The organism is Listeria goaensis (assembly GCF_900186125.1).
Taxonomy (GTDB): Bacteria; Bacillota; Bacilli; order Lactobacillales; family Listeriaceae; genus Listeria; species Listeria goaensis.
On the sequence record NZ_FYBQ01000004.1, the window covers coordinates 91,375 to 115,919 of the forward strand.

General features: G+C 40.7%; 24 protein-coding genes. 1 reads left to right on the plus strand and 23 read right to left on the minus strand.

Features of this window, described 5'->3' with window-relative positions; translation table 11 throughout:
- The 5 genes from uvrB to CFT42_RS06780 all read right to left on the minus strand — a co-directional run bounded on the left by uvrB (nucleotide 1) and on the right by CFT42_RS06780 (nucleotide 3,854).
- Complete coding sequence (gene uvrB / locus CFT42_RS06760; RefSeq protein WP_088809753.1) at nucleotides 1-1,974, minus strand: excinuclease ABC subunit UvrB; 1,974 nt, start codon at nucleotides 1,972-1,974, stop codon at nucleotides 1-3.
- A gap of 183 nt (nucleotides 1,975-2,157) precedes the next feature.
- Nucleotides 2,158-2,400, minus strand: a complete 243-nt coding sequence (locus tag CFT42_RS06765) for a CsbA family protein (RefSeq protein WP_244169940.1) — start codon at nucleotides 2,398-2,400, stop codon at nucleotides 2,158-2,160.
- Between the two features lie 28 nt (nucleotides 2,401-2,428).
- Nucleotides 2,429-3,082 (minus strand): HD domain-containing protein, encoded by a 654-nt coding sequence (locus tag CFT42_RS06770; protein ID WP_088809751.1) that lies wholly within the window; start codon nucleotides 3,080-3,082, stop codon nucleotides 2,429-2,431.
- Nucleotides 3,083-3,103: 21 nt separating this feature from the next.
- On the minus strand, nucleotides 3,104-3,490 hold the full coding sequence (locus CFT42_RS06775) for a hypothetical protein (protein WP_088809750.1): 387 nt from the start codon (nucleotides 3,488-3,490) through the stop codon (nucleotides 3,104-3,106).
- Between the two features lie 64 nt (nucleotides 3,491-3,554).
- Nucleotides 3,555-3,854: an ArsR/SmtB family transcription factor gene (locus CFT42_RS06780; protein WP_007474071.1), complete on the minus strand. Its 300-nt coding sequence runs from the start codon at nucleotides 3,852-3,854 to the stop codon at nucleotides 3,555-3,557.
- A 460-nt stretch (nucleotides 3,855-4,314) separates the two neighbouring features.
- Here CFT42_RS06780 and CFT42_RS06785 point away from each other — a divergent pair, with 460 nt between their 5' ends.
- Nucleotides 4,315-5,541: a DUF4408 domain-containing protein gene (locus tag CFT42_RS06785; RefSeq protein ID WP_088809749.1), complete on the plus strand. Its 1,227-nt coding sequence runs from the start codon at nucleotides 4,315-4,317 to the stop codon at nucleotides 5,539-5,541.
- Here the strand turns inward: CFT42_RS06785 and CFT42_RS06790 are convergent.
- The 18 genes from CFT42_RS06790 to prfB form a co-directional block, all read right to left on the minus strand.
- Complete coding sequence (locus CFT42_RS06790) at nucleotides 5,531-6,115, minus strand: helix-hairpin-helix domain-containing protein (RefSeq protein WP_088809748.1); 585 nt, start codon at nucleotides 6,113-6,115, stop codon at nucleotides 5,531-5,533. The two genes, CFT42_RS06785 and CFT42_RS06790, sit on opposite strands and share 11 nt — an antisense overlap.
- 81 nt (nucleotides 6,116-6,196) lie before the next feature.
- A complete protein-coding gene (phoU, locus tag CFT42_RS06795) occupies nucleotides 6,197-6,856 on the minus strand; it encodes a phosphate signaling complex protein PhoU (RefSeq protein WP_088809747.1) in 660 nt (219 codons plus the stop codon).
- Between the two features lie 13 nt (nucleotides 6,857-6,869).
- On the minus strand, nucleotides 6,870-7,616 hold the full coding sequence (gene pstB, locus CFT42_RS06800) for a phosphate ABC transporter ATP-binding protein PstB (RefSeq protein WP_220387112.1): 747 nt from the start codon (nucleotides 7,614-7,616) through the stop codon (nucleotides 6,870-6,872).
- A 45-nt stretch (nucleotides 7,617-7,661) separates the two neighbouring features.
- Nucleotides 7,662-8,489, minus strand: a complete 828-nt coding sequence (pstB, locus tag CFT42_RS06805; RefSeq protein ID WP_088809844.1) for a phosphate ABC transporter ATP-binding protein PstB — start codon at nucleotides 8,487-8,489, stop codon at nucleotides 7,662-7,664.
- A 17-nt stretch (nucleotides 8,490-8,506) separates the two neighbouring features.
- Entirely contained in the window at nucleotides 8,507-9,394 is an 888-nt protein-coding gene (pstA, locus tag CFT42_RS06810; RefSeq protein WP_088809745.1) for a phosphate ABC transporter permease PstA, read from the minus strand.
- Nucleotides 9,391-10,314, minus strand: a complete 924-nt coding sequence (gene pstC / locus CFT42_RS06815; protein WP_088809744.1) for a phosphate ABC transporter permease subunit PstC — start codon at nucleotides 10,312-10,314, stop codon at nucleotides 9,391-9,393. The genes pstA and pstC overlap by 4 nt, the downstream gene beginning before the upstream one ends.
- Nucleotides 10,315-10,428: 114 nt before the next feature.
- Nucleotides 10,429-11,325 carry a phosphate ABC transporter substrate-binding protein PstS family protein gene (locus tag CFT42_RS06820; RefSeq protein ID WP_088809743.1) on the minus strand — a complete coding sequence of 299 codons (897 nt, stop codon included), beginning with the start codon at nucleotides 11,323-11,325 and terminating at the stop codon, nucleotides 10,429-10,431.
- A 235-nt stretch (nucleotides 11,326-11,560) separates the two neighbouring features.
- Nucleotides 11,561-11,911 (minus strand): peptidoglycan-binding domain-containing protein, encoded by a 351-nt coding sequence (locus CFT42_RS06825; RefSeq protein WP_208611154.1) that lies wholly within the window; start codon nucleotides 11,909-11,911, stop codon nucleotides 11,561-11,563.
- A 220-nt stretch (nucleotides 11,912-12,131) separates the two neighbouring features.
- On the minus strand, nucleotides 12,132-13,910 hold the full coding sequence (gene pnpS, locus CFT42_RS06830) for a two-component system histidine kinase PnpS (RefSeq protein ID WP_088815775.1): 1,779 nt from the start codon (nucleotides 13,908-13,910) through the stop codon (nucleotides 12,132-12,134).
- A complete protein-coding gene (locus tag CFT42_RS06835; protein ID WP_088809741.1) occupies nucleotides 13,907-14,620 on the minus strand; it encodes a response regulator transcription factor in 714 nt (237 codons plus the stop codon). Before CFT42_RS06835 ends, pnpS begins: the two co-directional genes overlap by 4 nt.
- A 146-nt stretch (nucleotides 14,621-14,766) precedes the next feature.
- The gene (locus tag CFT42_RS06840; RefSeq protein WP_088815804.1) at nucleotides 14,767-15,942 is read right to left on the minus strand and encodes a PDZ domain-containing protein; all 1,176 of its coding nucleotides are present in this window, start codon (nucleotides 15,940-15,942) and stop codon (nucleotides 14,767-14,769) included.
- A gap of 26 nt (nucleotides 15,943-15,968) precedes the next feature.
- Nucleotides 15,969-17,417 (minus strand): cardiolipin synthase, encoded by a 1,449-nt coding sequence (gene cls, locus CFT42_RS06845; RefSeq protein ID WP_088809740.1) that lies wholly within the window; start codon nucleotides 17,415-17,417, stop codon nucleotides 15,969-15,971.
- A gap of 161 nt (nucleotides 17,418-17,578) precedes the next feature.
- Nucleotides 17,579-18,895 carry a murein hydrolase activator EnvC family protein gene (locus CFT42_RS06850; protein WP_088809739.1) on the minus strand — a complete coding sequence of 439 codons (1,317 nt, stop codon included), beginning with the start codon at nucleotides 18,893-18,895 and terminating at the stop codon, nucleotides 17,579-17,581.
- A gap of 111 nt (nucleotides 18,896-19,006) precedes the next feature.
- Nucleotides 19,007-20,212 carry an NlpC/P60 family protein gene (locus tag CFT42_RS06855; protein WP_088809738.1) on the minus strand — a complete coding sequence of 402 codons (1,206 nt, stop codon included), beginning with the start codon at nucleotides 20,210-20,212 and terminating at the stop codon, nucleotides 19,007-19,009.
- Between the two features lie 63 nt (nucleotides 20,213-20,275).
- A complete protein-coding gene (gene ftsX, locus CFT42_RS06860; RefSeq protein ID WP_088809737.1) occupies nucleotides 20,276-21,160 on the minus strand; it encodes a permease-like cell division protein FtsX in 885 nt (294 codons plus the stop codon).
- Nucleotides 21,150-21,836 carry a cell division ATP-binding protein FtsE gene (ftsE, locus tag CFT42_RS06865; protein WP_088809736.1) on the minus strand — a complete coding sequence of 229 codons (687 nt, stop codon included), beginning with the start codon at nucleotides 21,834-21,836 and terminating at the stop codon, nucleotides 21,150-21,152. Before ftsE ends, ftsX begins: the two co-directional genes overlap by 11 nt.
- A gap of 614 nt (nucleotides 21,837-22,450) precedes the next feature.
- The gene (locus CFT42_RS06870) at nucleotides 22,451-23,314 is read right to left on the minus strand and encodes a YitT family protein (protein ID WP_088809841.1); all 864 of its coding nucleotides are present in this window, start codon (nucleotides 23,312-23,314) and stop codon (nucleotides 22,451-22,453) included.
- Nucleotides 23,315-23,327: 13 nt separating this feature from the next.
- Nucleotides 23,328-24,429, minus strand: a protein-coding gene (gene prfB, locus CFT42_RS06875; protein WP_117590150.1) for a peptide chain release factor 2 whose coding sequence is annotated in 2 segments (ribosomal slippage) — nucleotides 23,328-24,356 and nucleotides 24,358-24,429 — 1,101 coding nt in all. Because the reading frame shifts where the segments join, the coding sequence is not laid out codon by codon here.
- Between the last annotated feature and the right edge of the window lie 116 nt (nucleotides 24,430-24,545).

Sequence of the window (24,545 nt, forward strand, 5' to 3'; positions counted from 1 at the left end):
TCATCCTTCCGCCTTTAATTCGAGTAATGCATCACGAAGTTCCGCTGCACGTTCAAAGTCAAGCGCTTTAGCCGCCGCCTTCATTTCGTGTTCCATATCTTCAATAAGCTGTCCGCGCTCTTGTTTTGTTAGTTTACTTAAATCTGGACGTGCCTCTTCTTCACCTTCTACAGCAGTAGTTGCCGCAATTACGCCGCGAATTTCTTTGCGAATCGTTTTCGGCGTAATGCCGTGTTCTTCATTGTACGCTTCTTGAATATGACGACGACGTTCGGTTTCTTCCATTGAAACGCGCATTGAATCGGTAATTTTATCGGCGTACATAATAACTTTTCCGTGTTCATTACGCGCCGCACGACCCATCGTTTGAATAAGCGAGCGTTCTGATCGCAAGAAGCCTTCTTTATCCGCATCTAAAATTGCAACAAGGGAAACTTCTGGCAAATCTATTCCTTCACGAAGTAAGTTGATTCCGACTAGGACGTCAAACACGCCAAGGCGTAAATCGCGGATGATTTCAATCCGCTCGAGCGTCTTCACTTCCGAGTGGAGGTATTGCACTTTGATGCCGGCTTCTTTTAGATAGTCCGTTAAATCTTCCGCCATCTTCTTGGTCAGTGTTGTTACGAGTACGCGTTCATCTTTTTCTGTGCGCTCATTAATTTCGTCCATTAAATCATCGATCTGCCCTTCAATCGGTCTAATTTCAACAACAGGGTCAAGCAGTCCTGTTGGCCGAATGATTTGCTCGATAACATCTGGATTTTTCTCGAGTTCGTACGGGCCTGGAGTTGCAGAAATAAACATAATCTGATTGATGTGTTTCTCGAACTCTTCTAAGCGTAGCGGGCGGTTATCGAGGGCTGATGGCAAACGAAACCCGTGGTCAACAAGCATCTGCTTCCGTGCCTGGTCACCGTTGTACATTCCGCGGATTTGCGGCATGGTTACGTGCGACTCATCGATAACAATTTGGAAGTCATCAGGGAAATAATCAAGTAGCGTATACGGCGTCGAGCCTGCTGGGCGATGTGCCAAATGCCTTGAATAGTTCTCAATTCCTGAGCAATAGCCCATTTCTTCCATCATTTCAATATCATAGTTTGTTCTTTGTTCTAAGCGTTGCGCTTCTAAAAGTTTATTATCCGCACGTAATATTTTTAAACGTTCTTCGAGTTCGATTTTAATGTTTCCAATTGCTTTTTTGAGCGTATCTTGGCGGGTAACGAAGTGAGATGCTGGAAAAATTGAAATGTGTTCCCGCTCACCTGTAATTTCTCCCGTGAGTGCGTCTACTTCGCGGATTCGCTCGATTTCATCACCAAAAAATTCAACGCGAATACAATGCTCGTCACGCGACGCTGGAAAAATTTCAACCACATCGCCGCGAACACGAAAACGTCCGCGCTGAAAATCGATGTCATTGCGGTCATATTGAATATCCACCAAGCGGCGTAATAAAACATCGCGACTGATTTCCATACCTGGACGTAGCGACACAACTAATTCCCGGTATTCTTCTGGTGCACCTAAACCATAAATACACGATACGCTGGCAATAATAATCACATCGCGTCTCTCGAGTAATGAAGCAGTCGCAGAATGGCGTAATTTATCGATTTCGTCATTAATGCTAGCATCTTTTTCAATATACGTATCACTTTGCGGGACGTAAGCTTCCGGTTGATAATAATCGTAGTAACTAACAAAATATTCCACCGCATTGTTTGGAAAAAATTCCTTAAACTCACTATAAAGTTGTCCAGCTAGCGTTTTATTATGCGCCATAATCAGCGTCGGTTTATTGACTTCTTGAATCACGTTGGACACCGTGAACGTTTTCCCTGTTCCGGTTGCCCCAAGCAAAGTTTGGTGTTTTAGGCCGCTATTTAAGCCAGCAACTAATTGCTCAATTGCGCGCGGTTGATCTCCAGATGGTTGATATTCTGAGACGAGTTCAAATTTATCGGTCAATGTGAGTCCCCCATTCCTGCTTCATTTTTTTCTCCACTTTCAGCTCTTCTATTTTACCATAAAGCACAATTATATCCTAGCAAAAACCGAAAATACGTTCGGTTGTTTTTGTAAAACAGAAAGAACGCAATCATTTTGATTACGTCCTTCTTTTTCTATTTTACCACTTTATCGCATATTTACCTATTTATGTGCTTCCTCTCGGCGGCGAATACGTTTCAACATATTTGTTGCTACCATAAACCCCACTGTCATGGAAAAAGCATCAATTATAATAAGCCACCACGTATCCGTGTAACCAAGTTTGGCGCTAGCAGCAATGAGTCCCACCATTAAAATCAACGCCACAAAACGATTTAACGTGACACGCGCAAAAATAATGACAAGTACGCCCGGGAAGAAAATTGCCGATAAAATTTGGTCCAGCATCGTTCATCTTCCTCTCACCATTTCGCTAGTTTTGTCCATCTTGAAGCGCTTTTGTTGTTATTTCAGCCGTAAGTTCTGGCAAGTCCGTTTTGCGAATGCCTTTTTCACCAAGCATGTCTGGTAAAATTTCACGCAAGAAATATTTCACACTTTCCATATCACGATACTCATAAATTGTTGCGAGTGCTTCACTATAAATTTCAACAAAAATATTTTCTGGGTTGCCTTTACGAATTTCGCCAAATGATTCGTACAACAAGTCAACTTTATCTGAAATGGCTAAAATTTTCCCTTCAAGCGTCATATCTTTACCTTCTTTTAAAAGATGGCGATAAGTCGGCTGAAATTCTTCTGGTATTTCCCGCTCAATAAAATTTTGCGTCATGCTTTCTTCCACTTCAGAGAGCATTTCACGGAGTTCAGCTGTGGCGTATTTGACGGGTGTTTTAATATCGCCAATAAAAAGCTCCGAGTAGTCGTGATTTAATGCGCGCTCATATAGTGAGCGCCAATCCACTTCATTGCCTGCTTGCTCTTCCACATTTCCAAAAAACTGAGCGATTTGTGTCACTTTAAATGAATGTTCTGCCACTGAGTGCTCTTGATATTTAAATTTCCCGGGACAACGATAAATGTTTTCTAAATCAGATAAACTTTGAAAATATTGATGAATGCCCATCAAAATCACTCCTTCCATTCATTATTCTTCGCGTTTTTGATTTTTGTTTGCTGGATTCGTATTTTCTACTTCGCGCATAATGAGCGCGGAACCGTATCCTAACAGCGCAATGATTGCACCGGAATAGGATCTGAAGTTTTCTGGAGCAAAAATGGCAATGATTGCTGAAAATAAAAACGTGGTTAAAATTCCCCAACTAAATAGCTTAGTGCCTCTTGAAGTGCCCACTTTCATTTGTGAATATATGCCAACATAGCAAACTGCTTGTATGAGTATAAATTGGATGACGCCGAGCACGATGACAACAGCCAATTGATTGTTCCAAATAAGTCCTAAAACCGTTACTGCAACCATCAAAATGATTCCAATAATCACTAACATTTTTTGTGTTGCCGTTAATTTTTTCAATGCTTTTCCCCCAAAGATTTGTTTGCTTTTACTTTACCATAAAAAAACAAATAATGCTGTAAGGCTACTCGTGGTGAACATGCCGGATAGCTTGCGCGAGTAGTTCTAGCACATGGTTATCATCTTGAGAATAAAAAATGGTCGTCCCTTGTCTACGTGATTTTACTAACCGCAAATTTTTTAAAAAACGCAATTGATGCGATACAGTCGTTTGGTTAAATTCAAGTGTCCGGGCGATTTCATTCACTGAATACTCTCGTTCCTGAAGTAAATTTAAAATTTGCACGCGCGTAGGATCCGCTAGTGCTTTAAATATTTGAGTCACATTAAAAAGGGTTTCTTCATCTAAGATTGAATGGTTCATTTCCTCACTCCATTATTATATGGTCATATATTCATATGATAGCGTTAACCAATCCATCACGCAACTAATGTGCCAACATATGCCTGAACAATTTGGTTAAATCTGCACTTCATTTTGCTAGGCATTGCATGCAAAAGAGTACATTTTTTCTATGAAGATGCGAGTGTGCTATACTTAACATTATAGATGTAAGCCCGTAGTTTAAACTTACCAAGGTGTCTACACGACAAGCAAATATTGTTCCCAAAAGTTTTTTTGAAAAGCAAGGATTCTAAAAAAAACATGTGATTTTTATAGGTACGCCACTTCATTCGACTTGTTTTACAAGGAAAACTCCCTTTTTATCCAAAAAATTTGCTCATACTTTAACAAAACGGGCCAACTTCTGATGCGAAATGAAAATTGATAACGTTTTCAAGACCTTGTAATTTATCACTCTAAATCTTAAGGAGAATCATGCATGTACTTATTTACTGGACTATTTGTATTTGCCCTCTTCTCAAATTTCATCGCTCAATTTATTCCTATTGGTGGAATCTTGGAAAACGGTATTGTACTTGTATTCCTCATTGCCGCCTTCTTTAAAGCTGTGTATGAATCTGCACAGGGCAAAAAAAGCATTTCAGGCAGCGGAATTTTCTTAATTGGTGTCATCTTTTTATTGTTCATTGTTGCGATGTCGCCGAATGCGTTTTCTCTGCATCAAAATACGCTTATCAATCAGCTGCTTACTTTTTTTAGTATGGTTAAATTTGTTTTGCTTTATTTAAGCGGGCAATATCTTTTTCAAAACATTGAGCTCACCTCTACCAAATCGTTTTTTACAGGCTTAGCTCGGTTCATAACACTTAGTTGTTTAGCCGTCTACATAATCAACTTTTTTATCCCTCTCTTGCAGCCATTTGATATGCGCTTTGACCGTTATACCTATTCATTTGGTTTCGGTCATCCTGCGCAGTTTGCCTTAGTTATTTTAATTTTATCAAGTTTAGCTACCTTTTTTAAACTCATTGATCAAAAAAAGCCGCCTTATCTTTATTTAGCGCTCAATTTCATTTTGATTTTTATTGCAGGGAGAAGTACTTCCATCGGCTTTTATCTTTGTCTATACCTTTTACTGCTTCTTTTTCCGTATCTTAAACGGATTCCAATTGCGATTATCGCGTTACTTGGTGGGGGATTCATTTGGCTAAATGCAGATCGGATTATGAATCAACTTATCGGAAACACACAAGAAGCTCGTGGCTTGTTGCTCAGAACTTCGTTTAAAATCGCCCAAGACTATTTTCCATTTGGCGGGGGACTGGGCATGTTTGGCTCCCATGCTGCGCGCGTCAATTATTCACCGTATTATGCGTATTACAATTTAGACAGTGTATGGGGACTCGCGCCAAGCAACCCCCAATTTGCCACGGATTCTTATTGGGCGATGCTGCTTGGCGAAGTAGGTTTTCTCGGTTGTTTGCTCATGATTATTCTTTTTGTCGCGCTACTGATTACCATCACAAAAAATCTTCCAACTACAGATATCAAATTAAAGTTTATCGTCATTTTACCCCTTGTTTATGCCCTCATCACAAGCCCAATTGACACCACTTTAGTATCGAAAAGCATTGTTGTTATCACATTTAGCGTACTTTATATGCGTATTTTCCTTCAAAACAAAAAACCTAGCATTAAATGCTAGGTTTGATAATCACGTAGGAAATAATTTTACAGATTCGTGCTTCTTTTTTGTGATTCTCGAATTCAAATACATCGGCGAAATAGACGTGCTGACCATTTTTTTGAATCATCGTTCCGTTAAGTGAGCCCAATTTGCCGTGCGATACAATGGTTTCAAGCTCTAGTGATTTTATTGGTTCAGAATGGCTGAAAAGCTCGTTCATAAAGTTAGTTCGGCCACGGATTTCAAATTCACCTGGGACACTCCAAACAAAGTTTTCCACCAAAAGTGCTTCTAGGGTTTTACGGTCTGCTTTTGCTGTTGCGATGGTGTAATCCCGCATGATTCGACGTTTAGGTGCGTTGTCACAGTCGGCTGGTACGATGATGGTAAATGCTTGATTCCCGTATTTTGTTTGAAACGCTAATCCGCTCTCGGCTAGCGCTTTCCGCAGTATTTCAATTGCTTTTGGACCAACTCCGTGCAAAGCGAGGAGTGTCTTTTCGTCGTACGCTACGACTTGTTCTAACGTCGTAATTCCCTCGGCTTCCAAAGCTGATGTTGCCGGTTTGCCAATTTTCGGTAAGTTCGTCATCCACTTCGCCCTCCCTTGTTTACGAATATTATAGCATAACTATGCAAAAAGCGTGTCCCTCCCACAAGGAACACGCTTTTGCTATTGATTCAGCTCTTCAATTTCGCCGCTCTCCAAGTACACAATCCACTCTGAAACGTTTGTAATATAGTCACCAATCCGCTCCAAATTTTGCGCAACTAGTAGTAAATGCGTAATATCCTCTAAATGCTCAGGATCTTCTTGCATTAAATCAATACATTTTTTCGAGACTAGACGGTGCAATTTGTCGACTTCGTTATCGCGGGCTGCAATTTCGCGGGCAGCGTTTGCGTCTCCTGCTAGGTAGGCGTTTAAAACGTCATGAAGCATATTTTTGACGATTTCGCCCATTTCAGGAATTTCCGGAATCGGTTTTAGCGCTTTGCTGTTGCCAAGATGAATTGTCGCTTTCGCAATGCTGACAGCGTGGTCGCCAATTCGCTCCAAATCGGAACTGGCCTTCATCACCGTTACAATTTTACGTAAATCTGTTCCAACTGGTTGTTGGAGGGCAATTAATTCGAAGGAGCCTTGTTCAAGCGATAGCTCCATGTCATTAATTGCTTTGTCTTCCGCAATGACTTGTTCTGCCAGCAATTGATCTCTTTCCACTAGCGACTTGACTGCCTTAAAAATTGCTTCGTTTACAAGGACGCCCATTTTCAACAAGTGTTGGTGTAACTCATTTAACTGCTCTGTAAATAATTTTCTTACAACCATCTATGCACACTCCTTATCCAAATCGACCAGAAATATAGTCTTCTGTTTTTTGTTCTTTCGGGTTTGTAAAAATCGTCGTCGTATCGGCAAACTCAACAATCTCGCCGTTCAAAAAGAAAGCTGTTTCATCGGAAATACGCGATGCTTGTTGCATGTTATGCGTCACAATGACAATCGTATAATCTTTCTTTAGCTCTAAAATAAGGTCTTCTACTTTTGCGGTTGAAATTGGGTCAAGCGCCGAAGTTGGCTCGTCCATTAAAATGACTTCCGGTTTGACGGCCAGCACCCGTGCGATACAAAGACGTTGCTGTTGCCCGCCTGACATCCCTGTTGCTGGTTTATCTAAGCGGTCATGAACCTCTTCCCACAAAGCCGCCTGTCTTAAACTGCGCTCAACGATAGCATCGAGTTCCTTTTTATTTGTCACGCCGTGCATGCGCGGGCCATATGCGACATTGTCATAAATGGAAAACGGGAATGGATTTGGTTGTTGGAACACCATACCCACACGCTTTCTAAGGTTTACCATATCTAATTTCGCTTGATTGACTTCTTCATCTGCAATTCGAATGCTTCCGGTCGTCTTCACATTCGGAATCAAATCATTCATGCGGTTTAGCGTTCTTAAAAACGTGGACTTCCCGCAACCTGATGGGCCGATAAGCGCCGTCACATAGTTTTCTTTAATCTGTAAGGAAACTTGTTTGAGGGCTTGTTTTGTTCCATAAAATAAATCGACTTTGTCCGTCTCAATCATAAATTTCGTTGCTTCAGCAGTTTCTACCAATTTATTCGCCTCCCCTTATCCAAAGTTTCCTGAAATATAATCTTCTGTACGTTTTTCTGCCGGATTTGTGAACAATTCTGTTGTGCTCGTAAATTCGACCACTTCGCCTAAATAGAAGAAAGCTGTATAGTCGGATACACGAGCCGCTTGTTGCATGTTATGCGTCACGATAACAATCGTATATTTTTCCTGTAGTTCATTAATTAAATCTTCTATTTTACTTGTGGAAATCGGGTCAAGCGCTGATGCTGGTTCATCGAGCAAGAGAACTTTCGGCTGCATTGCAATGGCACGAGCGATACAAAGACGCTGCTGCTGCCCGCCGGAAAGTGAAAGCGCACTTTTGTTGAGGTCGTCTTTTACTTCGTCCCAAAGCGCTGCACCGCGCAAGCTTTTTTCCACACGTTCCATCAATTCTTTTTTATTTTTCATGCCGTGGCGTTTTAAGCCAAACGCAATATTTTCATAAATCGATTTTGAAAATGGGTTCGGCTTTTGAAACACCATACCAATTTCCTTGCGCACTTTGTATAAATCGACTTCTTTACGGTTGATATCAATGCCGTTATATAAAATTTGTCCGTCCATGCGGCAGCCTTCAATTTCATCATTCATTCGGTTTAAAGCTCGTAAATACGTGGATTTACCGCAGCCAGAAGGCCCGATAAGAGCCGTCACTTTATTTTCTGGGAAAGCAAGATTGACTCCTTTAATCGCATGGTTATCACCGTAATAAACGTGAAGATCCTTCGTTGCCATCGCGTGACTATCCATTTCAAAAGGAGGAACAATCGCTTGTGTTTCTTCGACTTCCACATTTATTGGCATCGTTTTTGTGATCATCATTTACAAAACTCCTTTTAAGACGAAGACGTCATTTTTTTGAATACAACTTTTCCAAGGATACGCGCTAAAATGTTGAAAAGCAGTACAGAGAGAATGAGCACCGCCGAAGCACCATCCGAAACTGCACGTGCATCTGGCATGATTCCTTCTCCGTTAATTTTCCAAATATGAACCGCAAGCGTTTCCGCAGGACGGAAAATATTTAATGGCGACGTAATCTCAGCCGGATTCCAGTTTGTAAAATCAAGCACCGGCGTACTTTGCCCCGCCGTAAAAATGAGCGCCGCCGCTTCGCCGAACACCCGACCAGCTGCCAGAATAATTCCGGTAATAATCGCTGGTAAAGCTGCTGGGATTAAAACGCGCGTAATGGTCTCCCACCGGGTTAACCCGAGAGCCAGTCCTGCTTCGCGCTGAGTGTTTGGAATCGCATTTAAAGCATCTTCCACTACTCGAATTAAAAGCGGTAAGTTAAAAATCGTGAGCGTCAGTGCTCCGGAAATCACCGAGAAGCTCCAGCCCATTTGAATAACGAATACGAGGAAGCCGAAAAGGCCGACAACGATAGATGGAAGTGAACTTAAAACTTCGATTGTTGTCCGAATCAAGTCCGTCAACCAATTTTTCCGAGCGTATTCCGCCATGTAAATTCCCGCGCCTAGCGCAATCGGAACTGAAATGATCATCGTAATAATGAGCATGTAAAATGAATTCCAAATTTCAGGTCCAATCCCGCCGCCCGCTTGGAATGATTTCGGCGGTGTCGTTAGAAACTGCCAACTAAGTTGCGGGACACCTTTGACTAAAATATAACCGAGAAGGCTTGCTAAAATGATGACGATGATAGCTGCAATGGCATAAAATACGCCCGTTGCAATTTTATCTTTAGTTTTTACATTCATTTCGCTTTCCTCCTACGACCGATGAATCGGATAATGATGATGAAGAATAGGGACATCGCAAGTAATACCATGGCAAGCGACCATAAAACGTTATTTTCAAGTGTACCCATGACAGTATTTCCCATACCCATCGTTAAAATACTGGTTAAAGTGGATGCCGGCTCAAATAATGAAGTTGGAATAACTGCCGAGTTCCCGATAACCATTTGAACGGCTAAAGCTTCGCCAAATGCGCGTGCCATACCGAATACGATGGCGGTCATAATACCTGCTCGCGAGGAGCGTAGCACCACACGCCAAATGGTTTGCCATCTAGTTGCCCCAAGCGCAAGAGAAGCCTCGCGGTAGTGACGTGGCACCGACTTAATCGCGTCCACAGAAAGCGATGTGACCGTCGGCAAAATCATAATTGTAAGAACGACAGTAGCCGCCGCAATTCCGAAGCCGCTACCTGAAATGTGTTCCCGAATAAACGGTACGACCACACTCAAACCAATGAAACCATAAACGACCGAAGGAATACCTACAAGGAGCTCCATGACTGGTTGTAAGATTTTTTTCCCAAAGCGAGGAGAGATTTCAACCATAAAAATGGCGGCGCCAATTGCAAGCGGACCAGCGATACATGCGGCTAGAAGTGTGACCGCAAATGATCCGATAATCATCGGTAGTGCGCCAACTAAAGCATTGCCTGCCGCATCAACTTTTGACGGATTCCAATCTGTTCCCGTGATAAAGTCAACAAATGAAACATTATTTACAAAAAAGGTGGATAAACCTTTTGAAATGACAAGATAAAGGATAGAGATTGCCGCTAAGATCATAATACTAATGCAGAGGAATGTAATGAGCTTTCCTCTTGTTTCTAAACGCGCTTTTTTCGATGTTTTTGTCAGATTTTCTTCATTAATGATTTCCAAGGCTAAAAACTCCTTTCAGTCCCTAACATGCGGGTAAGTCTCCCTTGTTAAACAAGAAAGACTTCCCGTAAGTAGCAGGCTTCCGGTCATTTTTTCCTTTGCCTGCTTATTTTTTTATTTTACGTCTGTTAATTTTCCGTCCGCGTCACGTTCCACTTTCATGGAGTGAATCGATTGGTAACCTAATTGTGGCACTAGGTCATTTTGAATCGTTTCGCTCGTCATATATTCCAAGAACGCTTTCGTTGCGCCTTTAGGCTCACCATTCGTGTACATGTGCTCGTAAGACCAAATTTTCCAATCGTTTGTTGCAACGTTATCTTCATTTGGCTCGACGCCATCTACTTTTAGACTCATAATAGAATCATCAATATAAGAGAAAGCAAGGTAGCTAATTGCGCCTGGCGTTTCGCTAACAATCTTACGAACCGTTCCAGAAGAATCTTGCTCTTGTGCTTTCATTGGCGTAGCGCCTTTTAAGCCCCATTTTTCGAAAGTGGCACGCGTTCCGCTACCTTCAGCACGATTGATAACCGTAATCTTTTCATTTTTACCGCCAAGCTCTTTCCAGTTCGTTACTTTACCAGTAAAAATATCAATTAATTGTTGTTGTGTTAAATCTTTAACGCCAACATCTTTATTTGCAACAGGTGCCATTCCGACAACCGCTACTTTATGATCAACAAGTTTCGAAGCATCTACTCCGTCCTTCTCTTCTGCAAAAACATCGGAGTTCCCAATTTCAACTGCCCCTTGCCCAACTTGTGTTAAGCCAGTACCAGAACCGCCGCCTTGCACGTTAATTTGTGTTTTCGGGTTTTCTGATTGGAACTGTTTACCGCCCGCCTCTACAAGCGGTTGAAGTGCCGTTGAACCAACTGCTGTCACTGAACCAGAAACTTCGTCGCCAGTTCCATTTGCTTTATCACTCGATGAACTGCTCCCACAAGCAGCTAAAACTAACATTAACGCTGAAAGAACTGTAAGTAATCCCAAAACTTTTTTATTCATAATTTCGTTACCCACCTTATTTTTTAAATTAGTGTTTCTTACATGTCTAACTATAACCGTTCGTAGTTAAGCTCATATGTAGCTAATGTTAAGAAATTGTAAACCCGCTTTTTTTATGTAAATTTCGTTAAAAAGAGATGTTAAAAACATGGTTTTTACGCCGTTTTCATTACAAAAATTTGTAGCTGCCGTAAATAAAAAAAGTGCCAAATTAAATTTGGCACTTTTAAGGACTTTACCATTTAGCATACGACCATAGAAGTGGATTTATTAATATCCGATGCGTTGCTGGGCCATATTGTCCATCCACTTTTAGACCATTACGTGCTTGAAAAGCTTTCACCGCCGCATAAGTCGCTGGACCATATTGTCCATCCACATCAAGCGTTGGATACCCTGAGTAATAATCTTTGCTGTTTACCACATGATGATAATTATTTAACCACGTTTGAATCAATGCAACATTATAGCCGTTGTAGTATGCTGCTTCTACTTTTTGTTCCGGAGCAACGGTTGAAACACCAACAAAGCCAACTGATAAAATCGCCACCATACAAATACTTGTTAATACTTTTTTTAGAATCATGTTTTCCATCTCCTTCTCTTTAGTATGGAATTTATTATATCATTAGAATAGTATGAATTGTGTGAACTTTTTAAGTATTTTTTTCAACACTATATAAAAAATCCATACTTTTTTATCACAAAATTGTTAGTTTTTAAAAGTAGTTTCATTTACGCCCATTAAATTCCCCTTTACAAACCACAAAAATATCCTCCTTTTTTGAAAAAAGGAGGATATTTCTTTAGTTATGTGATTTTGGTAAACGCACATAAAATTTAGTACCAACATTTTCCTCGCTAGTCACTTGAATGGTTCCGTCCATCATTTCGACTAAGTGTTTCACAATTGACAAGCCTAAACCTGTTCCGCCAGAATGTCTAGTTCGCGCTTTGTCGACGCGGTAAAAACGTTCAAAAATGCGGTCTAAATCCTTCGCCGGGATTCCAATTCCGTTGTCTGCCACAACCAATTGGATTTCGTCGCCTAGGTCTTCTAGTTGGAGGACAATGCGGCCTTTTAGAGGCGTGTATTGAATCGCATTGGATAGCAAATTAATTAAAATTTGTTGCAAGCGGTCACGCTCATTTTCAATGAAAAGCGGCTTTTCATGGTCCCAAATTTGTTCAATCGTAATTTCTTTTAATGAAGCAAGCTCGCTCACCGTTTTAACCGACTGCTCCATTACTTCATTCATATTGATTTGCTCCACTTGAAGCGGCAGCGTTTTTTGTTCAATTCTCGACAAGGCTAGAATATCTAAAATTAAACGGTGCAGGCGGTCGCTTTCGTCTTTGATGATTGTTAAAAACTGCTTTAATAGCGCCTCATCGTACATCGCGCCGTCAAGAAGCGTTTCCGCAAAACCTTTTAGCGCCGTGACAGGCGTTTTTAGTTCATGCGAAACGTTTGCAACGAATTCTGAGCGGACGTTTTCCAAATGTCTAATTTGCGTAATGTCATGCAGCAGGAGGACTAGACCCGAAATCTCACCATCTTCCATCAAAATCGGCGATACGCTCGCATCTAAAATCATTTCTCTTGGGAAATAAATCGCAATTTCTTGTTGCTTCATGCGTTTGGTTTTCAGCGTTTCCTCAATCAATTCGCTTAAGCCGTAACTTTTAATGACCTCATAAAACGGCTTGCCCGTAATCTCCTGTTCTCCGAGAATATGGTACATCATTCGGTTCGTCATCACAATTTCCTTATCATGATTAATCAACATGACCCCGCTCACCAAATTTTCCACAATAGCCGTAAGTCTTTGCGAGTTCTCACGGATTTCAAACATTTGCGTTTCTAAACTTTCGGCCAGTTTGTTCACACTGCTGGAAAGATCCTGTAGCTCCCCGCTTGATTTCCCGTAAATTCGACTGCTATATTCGCGATTTGCTAAATCCGTTGAAACATCAATAATTTCCTGAACGGGCTTCGTAATCCGACGCGCAATCACAAAACTAATGAGCGCAATCAAAATGAGTGCCAAACTGAAAATCAGGAAGAGATTGCCCCAAAGCGTGTTGATTGCGGATTCTACCGATTCAAGCGAAACCGAAATTCGAAGCGCCCCAGCCGTTTCACCGTCTTGTACGATTGGCACCGCCACATAAAGCATACTATAACCGAGCGTATCACTTTCACGCGTCGCAATCCCAACCGAATCCCCATTTTGCAAAACTTCTTTAAATTCCGGGCGATTCGCATGATTTTCAAGTTGCGTCGGATCCTCTTTCGAATCAGCAATGACACGCCCGTCTTTATCAACAATCGTAATACGCGCATCCACTTCTTCTGTCAGCGGACTAAGCTCTGCCTGAATTTCAGCACTATTTTTATCTAAATCCGTATTTTCAATGTTCGTCGTATGCAAAAGCACCCGCGCCTCATCTTCCAACTGGCTTTCTTTCATACTTAAATAAGTCGTCTTCATCAGTTCGCCTGAAAACAAACCAACGATGCCCATTGTTACAAAAAATAAAATGAAAAAGGAAATCCCGATTTTAAACCATAACTTTTTCATAGCTCATCCTTTACATTCTCCATTTTATAGCCAAAACCGCGAATCGTCTTAATATAGCGCGGTTGTTTCGTGTCCGCCTCAATTTTATCGCGCAAATGACTTACATGCACGTCCACAATGCGCGTTTCTCCGATATAATCGTAATTCCAAACCGCGTCCAGCAATTGGTCACGCGAAAACACTTTCCCGCGGTGGTTCGCCAAATATAACAGCAACTCAAATTCTTTCGGTGTTAAATCAAGTTGCTCACCGCGCATAAAAACCTCGTAGCTTTCCCGGTGTATTTCTAACTCCCCAATTTCCAAAATATTTTCAACAGAAGCAGGCTCTTTCTCGTCACGCACCTTATCCACACGGCGCAAAATGGCTTTAATTCTCGCAACTACTTCTCTTGGGCTAAACGGCTTCGTCAAGTAGTCGTCCGCGCCTAGTTCGAGGCCGATAATTTTATCAAGCTCCTCATCTTTAGCCGTCAACATCAAAATCGGAAAATCATATTTATCTTGGCGCAATTTTTTGGTCACTTCAATGCCGTCCATTTTCGGGAGCATTAAATCAAGCACAATTAAATCCGGTTTTTCCGAAATCGCAAGCTCATAGCCCATCTGACCATCTGTTGCCGTCACCACTTCATAGCCCGCTTTTTCAATATTAAATTGAAGTAACGTCACAATTGAAACCTCATCATCTACAACTAAAATTTTAGCCACAAAAATCTCCCTTTCCTGACAAATTCCGCACTTTATCTTAAATATAGCATGAATTTACAATTTCTGGATAGCAATACATCTATCTTTACAAAAACTTAAAACGAGCACCAAACAAAATCCAAATTTTGCTTAGCACTCGTTTTTATTTATCGTGGTTCAACTAAAAGAATCCCAAGCTCAAACGACTCATTATCGTATAGCGCCGTCTGTTCAATGCGCGGCTCCCCGTTTTGATCCATCACCTTCAAGCGACAGAAAGCTCGATTAATATTAAGCGCCTCATACATGTCCGCCCGCGTTTTAACCACCATTCCGTTCACTTCCGTAATTTTTTCACCCGGCGTTAAATTCATTCGCGCTGACGGCGAACCCGCTCTAGCACCCAAAATTACAATGCCATCAGGTTGCGGCGCGTATTTTTGCGGTGCCATCTTATCATTTCGATAATAGCGCCACATAATCCAAAACCTAGAAATAATTGCGAGCACAAAAGCAAACAATGTCAGCACCGGTATCACAATACTCAATAAACCAATTCCCGCAATAAAGACCGCGAGCGTCATTACTTGTCCCGAAATCTGTTTGCTTAAAACTTGCGGCAGTTCCGAACGCGTCTTTTGCTCAAAACCAATAATAAGCGGCAATATAATGAGCGTATAAGAATCCGTTCCAATATTAAAGACCGGCCACCACTCAAACAAATGGGTGATTTCCGTCCCCGGAATGAAAACAACAAGTGGGATAAACCATAGCTTGCGCAATTGAAATGCGCCAACTAATTTCCCGCGCCTGCTTTTCCGAAGTGACGGAGAAGGTGAGCTTGCACTCGTGTGGCTGATTAAATAGGCTTCAACAAACAATGCAATCGCTAGTAAAAACGTCATTGCCACCATAAAATTATCTACATTTAAATTATCATAGAGTAAGTACTTATCTTGAAGCGGCCCAAATTGTATATCGAAATAATAACAATAATAAAAGACTAAACTCGAAATACCAATCGTAATCGCTGCTGAGCTTAAACGAAACATTGATGTAAGTAGTGCTAAAATTGTTATGGCATTAAAAATAACGAGCCATGAAATCATCACACTAAATCCAGAGAAGAACAATAGAATAGAGATTAAAAGCGCAACAAACACACCTAATGTGAAAAAGTTTTTAAGCTCTAGCCATGGTGAATAGATTCGCACGCTAAATGACTTACGTTCCCACTTGATGCGGTTAAATCCAGCAAGAATAACGAAGAGGATGGCCAAATAAAAGACCGGCTGAAGAAATAAACTCGCCAAACCTTTTAAAATGATTTCGATTACTTCCATTTCCATCCCACCCTTCTACTTTCTTTCTATAATATTGGCGCCAGCAATCTGCTGACAGCTTCTTTCAATTTTATCCAAACCGAACGTTCTTTATAAAGTTCAGGCGTAAGCTGATAGGATTTCAAAATATCTTCCAAAAAGATATCTTCCAATTTTTGTGCAAAAGCCTTCTCATAAATAAACGCATTCACTTCAAAATTTAGTCTAAAACTACGAAAATCCATATTCGCCGTTCCAACCGAAGCAATTTCTCCATCAATGACAAGCATTTTGGCATGAATAAAGCCATTGTCATAAATGAAAATTTTCGCCCCCGTCTCCATCAATTCACCTGCATAACTTGTCGTAGCGCGGTAAACAAACGCATGGTCCGGCTTATTTGGAATCATGATACGCACATCAATTCCCGAAAGTGAGGCAATTTTTAAAGCCTCAAACAAACTCGCATCAGGAATAAAATACGGTGACTGCAAATAAATTGATTTTTTAGCGGAATTAATCATTTTAATATAGCCATTTTTAATTTGCTGCCATTCCGAATCTGGGCCGCTTGAAACAATTTGCAAACTCGTATGCCCACCACCATAAAAAGCAGGGAAATAACGCGCTTTATAGTCCACCTTATGGCTCGGCGCAGCCGAATTCCAGTCCATAATAAACCGCGTCTGCATCGCATAAACCGCTTTCCCGTGCACACGAAGATGCGTATCACGCCAGTAACCAAACTTTTTCGATAGACCCAAATATTCGTCACCGATATTAAACCCGCCAATATAGCCAACTTCACCATCAATAATCGCTAGTTTTCGGTGGTTTCGATAATTCAATCGAAAGTTAATCAGCGGAAGCTTCGAAGGAAAGAACGGCCTCACTATACCTCCATTTTTCTCCAGTTGATGAAAGAACGACTTCTTCGTTGTCCTTGAGCCCATGGCGTCATAGATGACTTTCACGTTTAGTCCCTCCGCGGCTTTCCTTTCAAGCAGGCGGACCATTCGCTTTCCAAGCTCATCCGAATGAAAAATATAATAAATAATATGAATGTGATCCGTTGCATTTTCAATATCCTTCATCAAGGCTTCAAACTTCTCATGCCCATCCACATAAACATCCACTTCATTGTCTTGCGTCAAGATTGCACCATCATTTACAAGTAGCAAATAAATTAAATCCCGATATTTTCTTACATTCGAATCACTAAACGGAAATTCTTTCTGTCGAATTAATTCAATTTGATTGTCTGTTGATTCTCTTATCCCAATTTTTTCCTGCCCTTTCCAGTCAAAAATCTTCTTATTTGAAAGTTTTCTACCAAATATCAGGTAAATAACGAATCCAAGGATAGGAATAAACGTTAAAACTAGCAGCCACGCCCAAGTTGCTGACGTATCTCTACGTTCTAAAAATACTGTTACCGCTGCGAAGAAAACATTTAAAATTAACAGGACAATGAGAATTGCTGTCAAAATCCCCATTTTGCTCTCTCCCTTTTTGATTTATTCTATCCAATCATATCATAAAATCCCCGTTTCCGCCCATTTTACAACAAAAAAGCAGATAAAATTACATTTTAGCAATTCTTTTCCAATAGCAAAAAAAGTTTGGAACAAAATTTTGTCCCAAACTTTTTTTAAACTTATAAATATGGTGCTGGATTGACCGGAACGCCATTTTTATGAATCTCAAAATGCAAATGCTGTCCTGTCGACTGACCCGTAGAACCCATAATTCCAATATTTTGTCCTTGCATCACTTTTTGACCTGCGACAACACTCAAGCTTCCCGCACGCATATGTCCATAAAGCGTTTGATAACCATTACCATGATCAATTTCCACTACGTATCCGTAGCCTCCATAACCACTACCCGATGCTCCGAAACCGGAAAAAACAACCGTTCCACTTGCGGCCGCAAAAACAGGAACCGTTCCCCCTGCTGCAATATCTTGCCCTTTATGAGATTCATATTGCCCTGTTACCGGGTTTGTCCGCTCACTAAATCCTGAGGTTAAAATACCCGCGGCTGGTTTGATAAACATTCCGCCAGAAGATGCAGGCGCCGAGTATGAACTTCCTTGTGAAGGTTGCGACGGCGCGCTTGCGCTACTTGTAGTTTGTCTACTGCTCGCCTTACGCTTCGCTTCAGCAGCTTGTTTCGCCGCCATTTCTTTCTTATGTTGCTCTTCCGCATACGCGGCCGTTAAGTTCGCAGCCACTTGCTGTTCTTCCTTCGACAAATTGGCTTTTTGTGCTTCCAAGACAGCCTTTTCCTGATTTGTCTTATCTTTTTTCGTTGCTAGCGTAAGTAGCAAATCATCCTGCTCCGCTTTTTGACTCTCCAAATTATTTTTGATTACTGTAATTTGCGTAGCAAGCTGATTCAATTCTGCTAATTTCTTCTCAGAAGTATCTTGCATTTTTTTCAAAAGATCTTGATCTTCCTTCTGCTTCTTCATGATTTCCTGATCGGCATTCACAATCTCAGTAACAAGTGATGCCCTTCCAAAAAAGTCGGCAAAATCTTCTGCTTGTAGAAGTACGTTTAAATAACTCTGTCCGCTTCCATTCGTTTGAATCGCACGCGCCCGATTATCAAGCACACCTTTGCGCTGTTTAATTTCTTCTTTCAAGTCCGCAATATCAGCCTTTAATTGCTTAACTTTGCCTTCCTCCGTGACCACTTTCGCTTGTTGCTCTTTTAACTTCTTGTTCGTTGCTTCAATTTCTTTTGAAACTTTCTCTAGCGATGCCGCTACATCTTGTGACTCCGCTTCTAAGCTTTCCATCTCCGAGTTCTTTTGGCCAATATTGCCTTCCACTGAAGATTGTTGTTCTTGTAACTTTTTCTTTTGACTCTCCATACCATTTATATCATCTGCAAGTACATTCAGCGGTTGCGTAAGGAATGCAACAGTAGTCAGTACCATTACCCCAGATATTAATTTCTTTTTCATTTTTTGGAAAAACCCCTAACTTTTTTATTACTTTTGGCAAAAAAGGATAGAAAAATACCCTTGCCGCCAAGACAAAGGTACTTTTCTATTTTCAATACATCAAATTTATTTTTAGAAGTTAGCTACACGACCGTAACCAACTAAATACTTAGCCCAGTAGCCGCTAGAAATATTATCATACATAACGCCATTATTTTGTGCGTTAATCATTTGACCGCCACCAACATAGATACCTACGTGTGCGATTCCACTTCCATAGTTAAAGAATACTAGGTCGCCTGGTTTCGCTTGGCTAGCACTAATTTTTTGAGCAGCTGCATATTGTCCACCAGAAGTTCTTGGTAAGCTAATGCCTGCTGCACGGAAAGCGTAAGAAGTAAATCCAGAACAGTCAAATGCGCTTGGACCAGATGCACCTAATGAATAAGGTTTACCAAGTTGTGCACGTGCCGCTGAAATCATTGCAGAATATCCGCTTCCAGATGGTTGTTGTACATTACTGCTGGAAGAGCTATTATTGTTGCTATTTTTGTTCGCAGACGTTTTAGCCGTTGAAGATGATGATGTTCCTGAATTGTTATTTTCAACACCTGCAGTTGGCGCTGCCGCTGCTGTTAATGCGCGTGCACGTTCAGTTGCTGCCGCCGCTTGTTTATCACGTTCACTTACTAAGCCTGCTTTAGCATTTTCAGCACTTGCTTGGTCAGCCGCTAATTGTGCTACAACAGCTTCTTTTTCAGCTTTTTGTGCTTCAATTTTATTTTGTTCAGCTTCAAATTTATGAATCGCTTCTTTTTGAGATTCTTGTTTTTTCTTCACAGAAGCTTGCTTTGTTTTTAACGCTTCTTCATCATTTTTTTGATCATCCAAAATTGCTTTGTCAGAATCAACTAGTTGGTTAACTGCAGAAACACGGTTAACTAAATCAGAGAAATCTTCAGACCCTAAAATTACATCTAAGTATGCGTTGGAGTTAGAAGTTTTTTGCATTGCGCGTGCGCGCTCTTTAAGTACTTCTTCACGCTCTTTAATTCTCTCGTTGATTTCTTTAATATCACTGTTTAATTCTTTAAGCTCTTTAGTAGTATTGTCAAAATCCGCTTGAATTTTCTTAGCATTCTTTTGAGCAGCTTCCATATCAGCAACTAATTTAGATAGTTCAGATTCTAAATCACCTTTTTTTGCCTTTAAGTCGTTAATTTTTTTGTCTTGTGATTGAATGTCAGTATTAACGTCTGCAAATGCGTTTGTTGTAAATACCGGTGCGATTGTCATTACTGTTGCTAGTGATACTGCAATTAAAGCGTTCTTTTTCAAAGAATTTACCTCCTAAAAAGCTCCCTAAGCTTTTCTTTGTTTTTTTTGTTATTATTTTCGTTCTTAAACTTTTAAAAATCTTCTAATTGAGATAGCACTTCCCCAAACACCAATTAAAACGCCGATAACAATAATTAGCGCGCTAATTTCATACGCAAAAGGTGTCGGTGGTAAGAGCGAAAGTGATGATGTTGCAAGTTTCGGGTTTAATAGGTTATACGTGTTAATGTAACCTACAAAAGTTAATACAACTGGAATGATTGAACCGATAAGACCCAACCACGCCCCTTCTAAAACGAATGGCCAGCGTATAAACCAGTTTGTCGCCCCAACAAGTTTCATGATTTCAATTTCTTTTCTTCTTGAGAAGATTGCAATCTTGATTGTGTTTGAAATGAGGAACATCGCTGTTAATAGTAACCCAATGCTTAATACTATACCAGCATATCTTGCCCATTGCAATGTATCAAATAATTTATCTACGGTTTTTTCACCATATTCTGCATCATCTACGTATTTTAATTTTTCAATCTTAGTTGCTACAGTCTTCGTTTGTTCTGGCTGTTCTGCTTGAACGATAAATACATCATGAAGTGGATTATCTTGCTTGAATAACTCGAAATTCTTTCCATATGTTCCTACTAAATTCTCCAATTGTTCATCTTTAGAGGAGAAAGTTACAGTATCCACACCGTCAATCTTTTCGATGTTTTTCTTTAGCTCATCTTCTTGTTCTTGTGTAGCTCCGAGTGAAATATGCACGTTAATTTGCACATCATTTTCAACATCTGAGGCTAGCTTATTCATATTCATTAAAATGGAGAAGAACACGCTCACAAGAATAAGTGTTACTGTGACTGCACTCGCTGCTGCAAAAGTCATCCAACCATTTCTGTAAAGACTTTTGAAGCTTTCTTTCATATGTCTTCCAAAGGTTTTAAATTTCATATCCATATTCTCCTTGCTGCTCATCACGTGCGATACGACCATTTTCGATAGCAATAACACGATGTTTCAACGTGTTCACAATTTCTTTGTTGTGTGTTGCCATCACAATCGTAGTGCCTTGACGATTAATTTCCTCAAGGATATTCATGATTTCCCATGAAGTATCTGGATCGAGATTACCGGTTGGTTCATCGGCAATCAAAACTTTTGGCATATTCGCGATGGATCTAGCAATCGAAATACGTTGCTGTTCTCCACCTGAAAGCTCATCTGGTAGCATTCTAACTTTGTGCTTTAAATTAACTAAATCTAGAACTTCCATAACACGTTGTTTAATTTCAACCGGGTCTTTTTCTACTACTTCCATTGCGTAGGCAATATTTTCATATACCGTTTTGCTAGAAAGTAATTTAAAATCCTGGAAAACAACGCCAACATCACGTCTTAAATATGGAATTTCTCGATTTTTCAAGTTGATTAAATCAAAATTATCAACTTGAATGTTTCCTTTGGTCGCTCGTTCTTCACGATAAATCATTTTTATAAAAGTGGATTTACCTGCTCCACTTGGACCAACCACATAAACGAATTCCCCTTGGTCAATTTTGATATTTAGACCATTAGCAGCAGTAATGCCGTTTGGGTACTTCTTATACACGTCTTCCATCAATATCATTTTATCACCTAATTTGCCTTTCTTAATAAAGCGTCATTTGTAAGGTAATGCAATGATAACCTTTGACATAAAACTGTTATGCTGTGCCGGATACACTTCAACACAAAGTCTATTATAACATCCTAGTTTTTCATCAGTAGGTTAATTGCATTACAGTTATATTTCAGCCTGTGACAATCTCATTTGTTAACTTATAAAGAACTTTTTCGTATGTTTAAAAACTAAATTTTTGAGTTTCGTTTTGAGTTGGAATTACAACCTATTTTTAGGCACATTAAAAACCATCTACATGGTCCCTCTTTCCACTGCTCCTATTGTATCCTTTTTCCCCTCAAAATAACATTACAGCCAGATTAAAAATGATTACAGTTTCCAACGATTGGGATAGACCAGTCTTCCTTACTACCTCAACTTGTTTGCATATGCACAGATGCTTTCTGTCATATATCTGTTATATAAAAAAGGTGTAACTAATCACTTGTATTAGTTACACCTTTTTTAGCAAGCCGCTCACCGCACCATACTCAGCTACTGACAAACAGTAAAACTCTAGGCAAAAGGGAGCGGAATACAGGCTTTAACAGCGAAGATTGCCGTTTGTCATCCATATCGCGTTACACCGTAAAACCTTCACCCATCACTTCACTAGCGCTCATCACAACAACAAACGCGTTGGCATCAATTTCCTTCACCACTTCTTTCAGCTTCGGAAACTCTCGTTGTGAAATCACACAAAGCAAAATTTGCTTTTCATCTTCGGTATAACCGCCTTTAGCAGAAAGACGCGTAATCCCTCTATCAATTTTGAATAAAATCGCCTGCCTAATTTCCTCTTGATTTTCAGAAATAATAAGCACCGTTTTGGACTGGTTTAAACCGACTTGAACCAAATCGATTGTTTTGCTAGTCGCGAACAAGGCAATTAAGGCGTAGAGGCCCGACTCAATACTAAAGACAAACATCGCCGAAATCACGACAAGCCCATCAATGATTGCCACACAGATGCCTAGCGACAGATGGAAGTATTTATGCACAATTTGGGCAAGGACATCAGTCCCACCAGTGGAAGCCTTCCCGCGAAAGACAATTCCAAGCCCGAAGCCCACTAAAATGCCGCCAAACAAAGCAGCGATAAGCGGTTCGTGCGTCCACGGAGCAAAATCCTGTGACAGATAAACAAAGAGCGGAATGGTCATCGTTCCTATAAATGTTTTAATCCCAAATTGGTAGCCCAAAAAGAATACACCCGCAATGAAAAGCGGAATATTGAGCGCCCACTGGATAAAAGCTGGCGTCCATCCCGTCAAATAATTCACAATTGTACTAATACCACTTACGCCGCCAGAAGCAATGTGATTGGGGAGCAACAGCACATTAAAGGCTATCGCAATAAAGGCTGCCCCCAAAACAACATACAAATAATCTAGCGTTTTCATAAGCCACAATTTTCTCGGCGCGCGATTTCGTTTTTTAGTCATACGAACACCCGCCTTATTGAATGCGCGAACGCAAATATGCATTCACGAATTCATCCAACTCACCGTCCATGACAGCTTGTGTATTCCCCGTTTCCACATTCGTCCTGTGATCCTTCACCATCGAATATGGGTGGAAAACATACGAGCGAATTTGGCTACCCCAGCCGATTTCCTTTTGTTCTCCGCGAATTTCTGCTAGCTCTGCCTCTTTCTCCTCTTGCTCTTTTTGATAAAGCTTTGCCTTAAGCATTTTAAGCGCCTGTTCCCGGTTTTTCAATTGCGAACGTTCCGACTGGCAAGTAACCACAATTCCAGAAGGCATATGCGTCATCCGCACAGCAGAATCCGTCGTATTAATATGCTGACCACCAGCACCCGTCGCGCGGTACGTATCAATTTTCAAATCTTCCGTCCGCACTTCAATTTCAATATCATCATCCATTTCAGGCATCACATCAATCGACACAAAAGACGTATGGCGACGACCAGATGAATCAAATGGCGAAATCCGCACCAAACGATGCACGCCTTTCTCAGCTTTTAAATAACCATAAGCATTATGCCCTTTAATGAGTAGCGTAACGCTTTTGATCCCCGCTTCGTCGCCCGCCTGATAATCCAGTGTCTCCACCTTGAAGCCTTTTTTCTCCGCAAAACGTTGATACATACGTAAAAGCATCGAACCCCAGTCTTGTGATTCCGTACCACCAGCCCCAGGATGAAGCTCTAAAATTGCATTATTTTTATCATAAGGATCACTTAACATAAGCTTGAGTTCAAACTCATCAAGCTCTTTTACAAACGTCATGAGTTCCGCTTCCAGCTCATTTTGCAAATCAGCATCCGCTTCCTCACGAAGGAGCTCCAAGCTCACCTCTAAATTTTCCTGTTCTTCTTCTAATTTATGAAAAGCATTGTAAACCTCTTTCAAACCATTCGACTCATTGATAACTTTTTGCGCCGCCTGTTGATCATTCCAAAAATTTGGATCAAGCATTTGATCTTCCAACTCCGCAATGCGCACCTCCATCGTTTCTAAGTCAAAGAGACCCCCTAAAGTCTGTGATTTGGCTCGCCGTTTTCTCAAGCGAATTACGAATTTCTGCTAATTCCATAGTTATTTCCACCTTTTTTTATTATTCTAAACTTATTTTAGTATATAAAAATCAAGAGCATAAAGCCAGAACATTTTTTCCGAAGAAAAGGAGCGCCAAAATAGCGCCCCGAGATT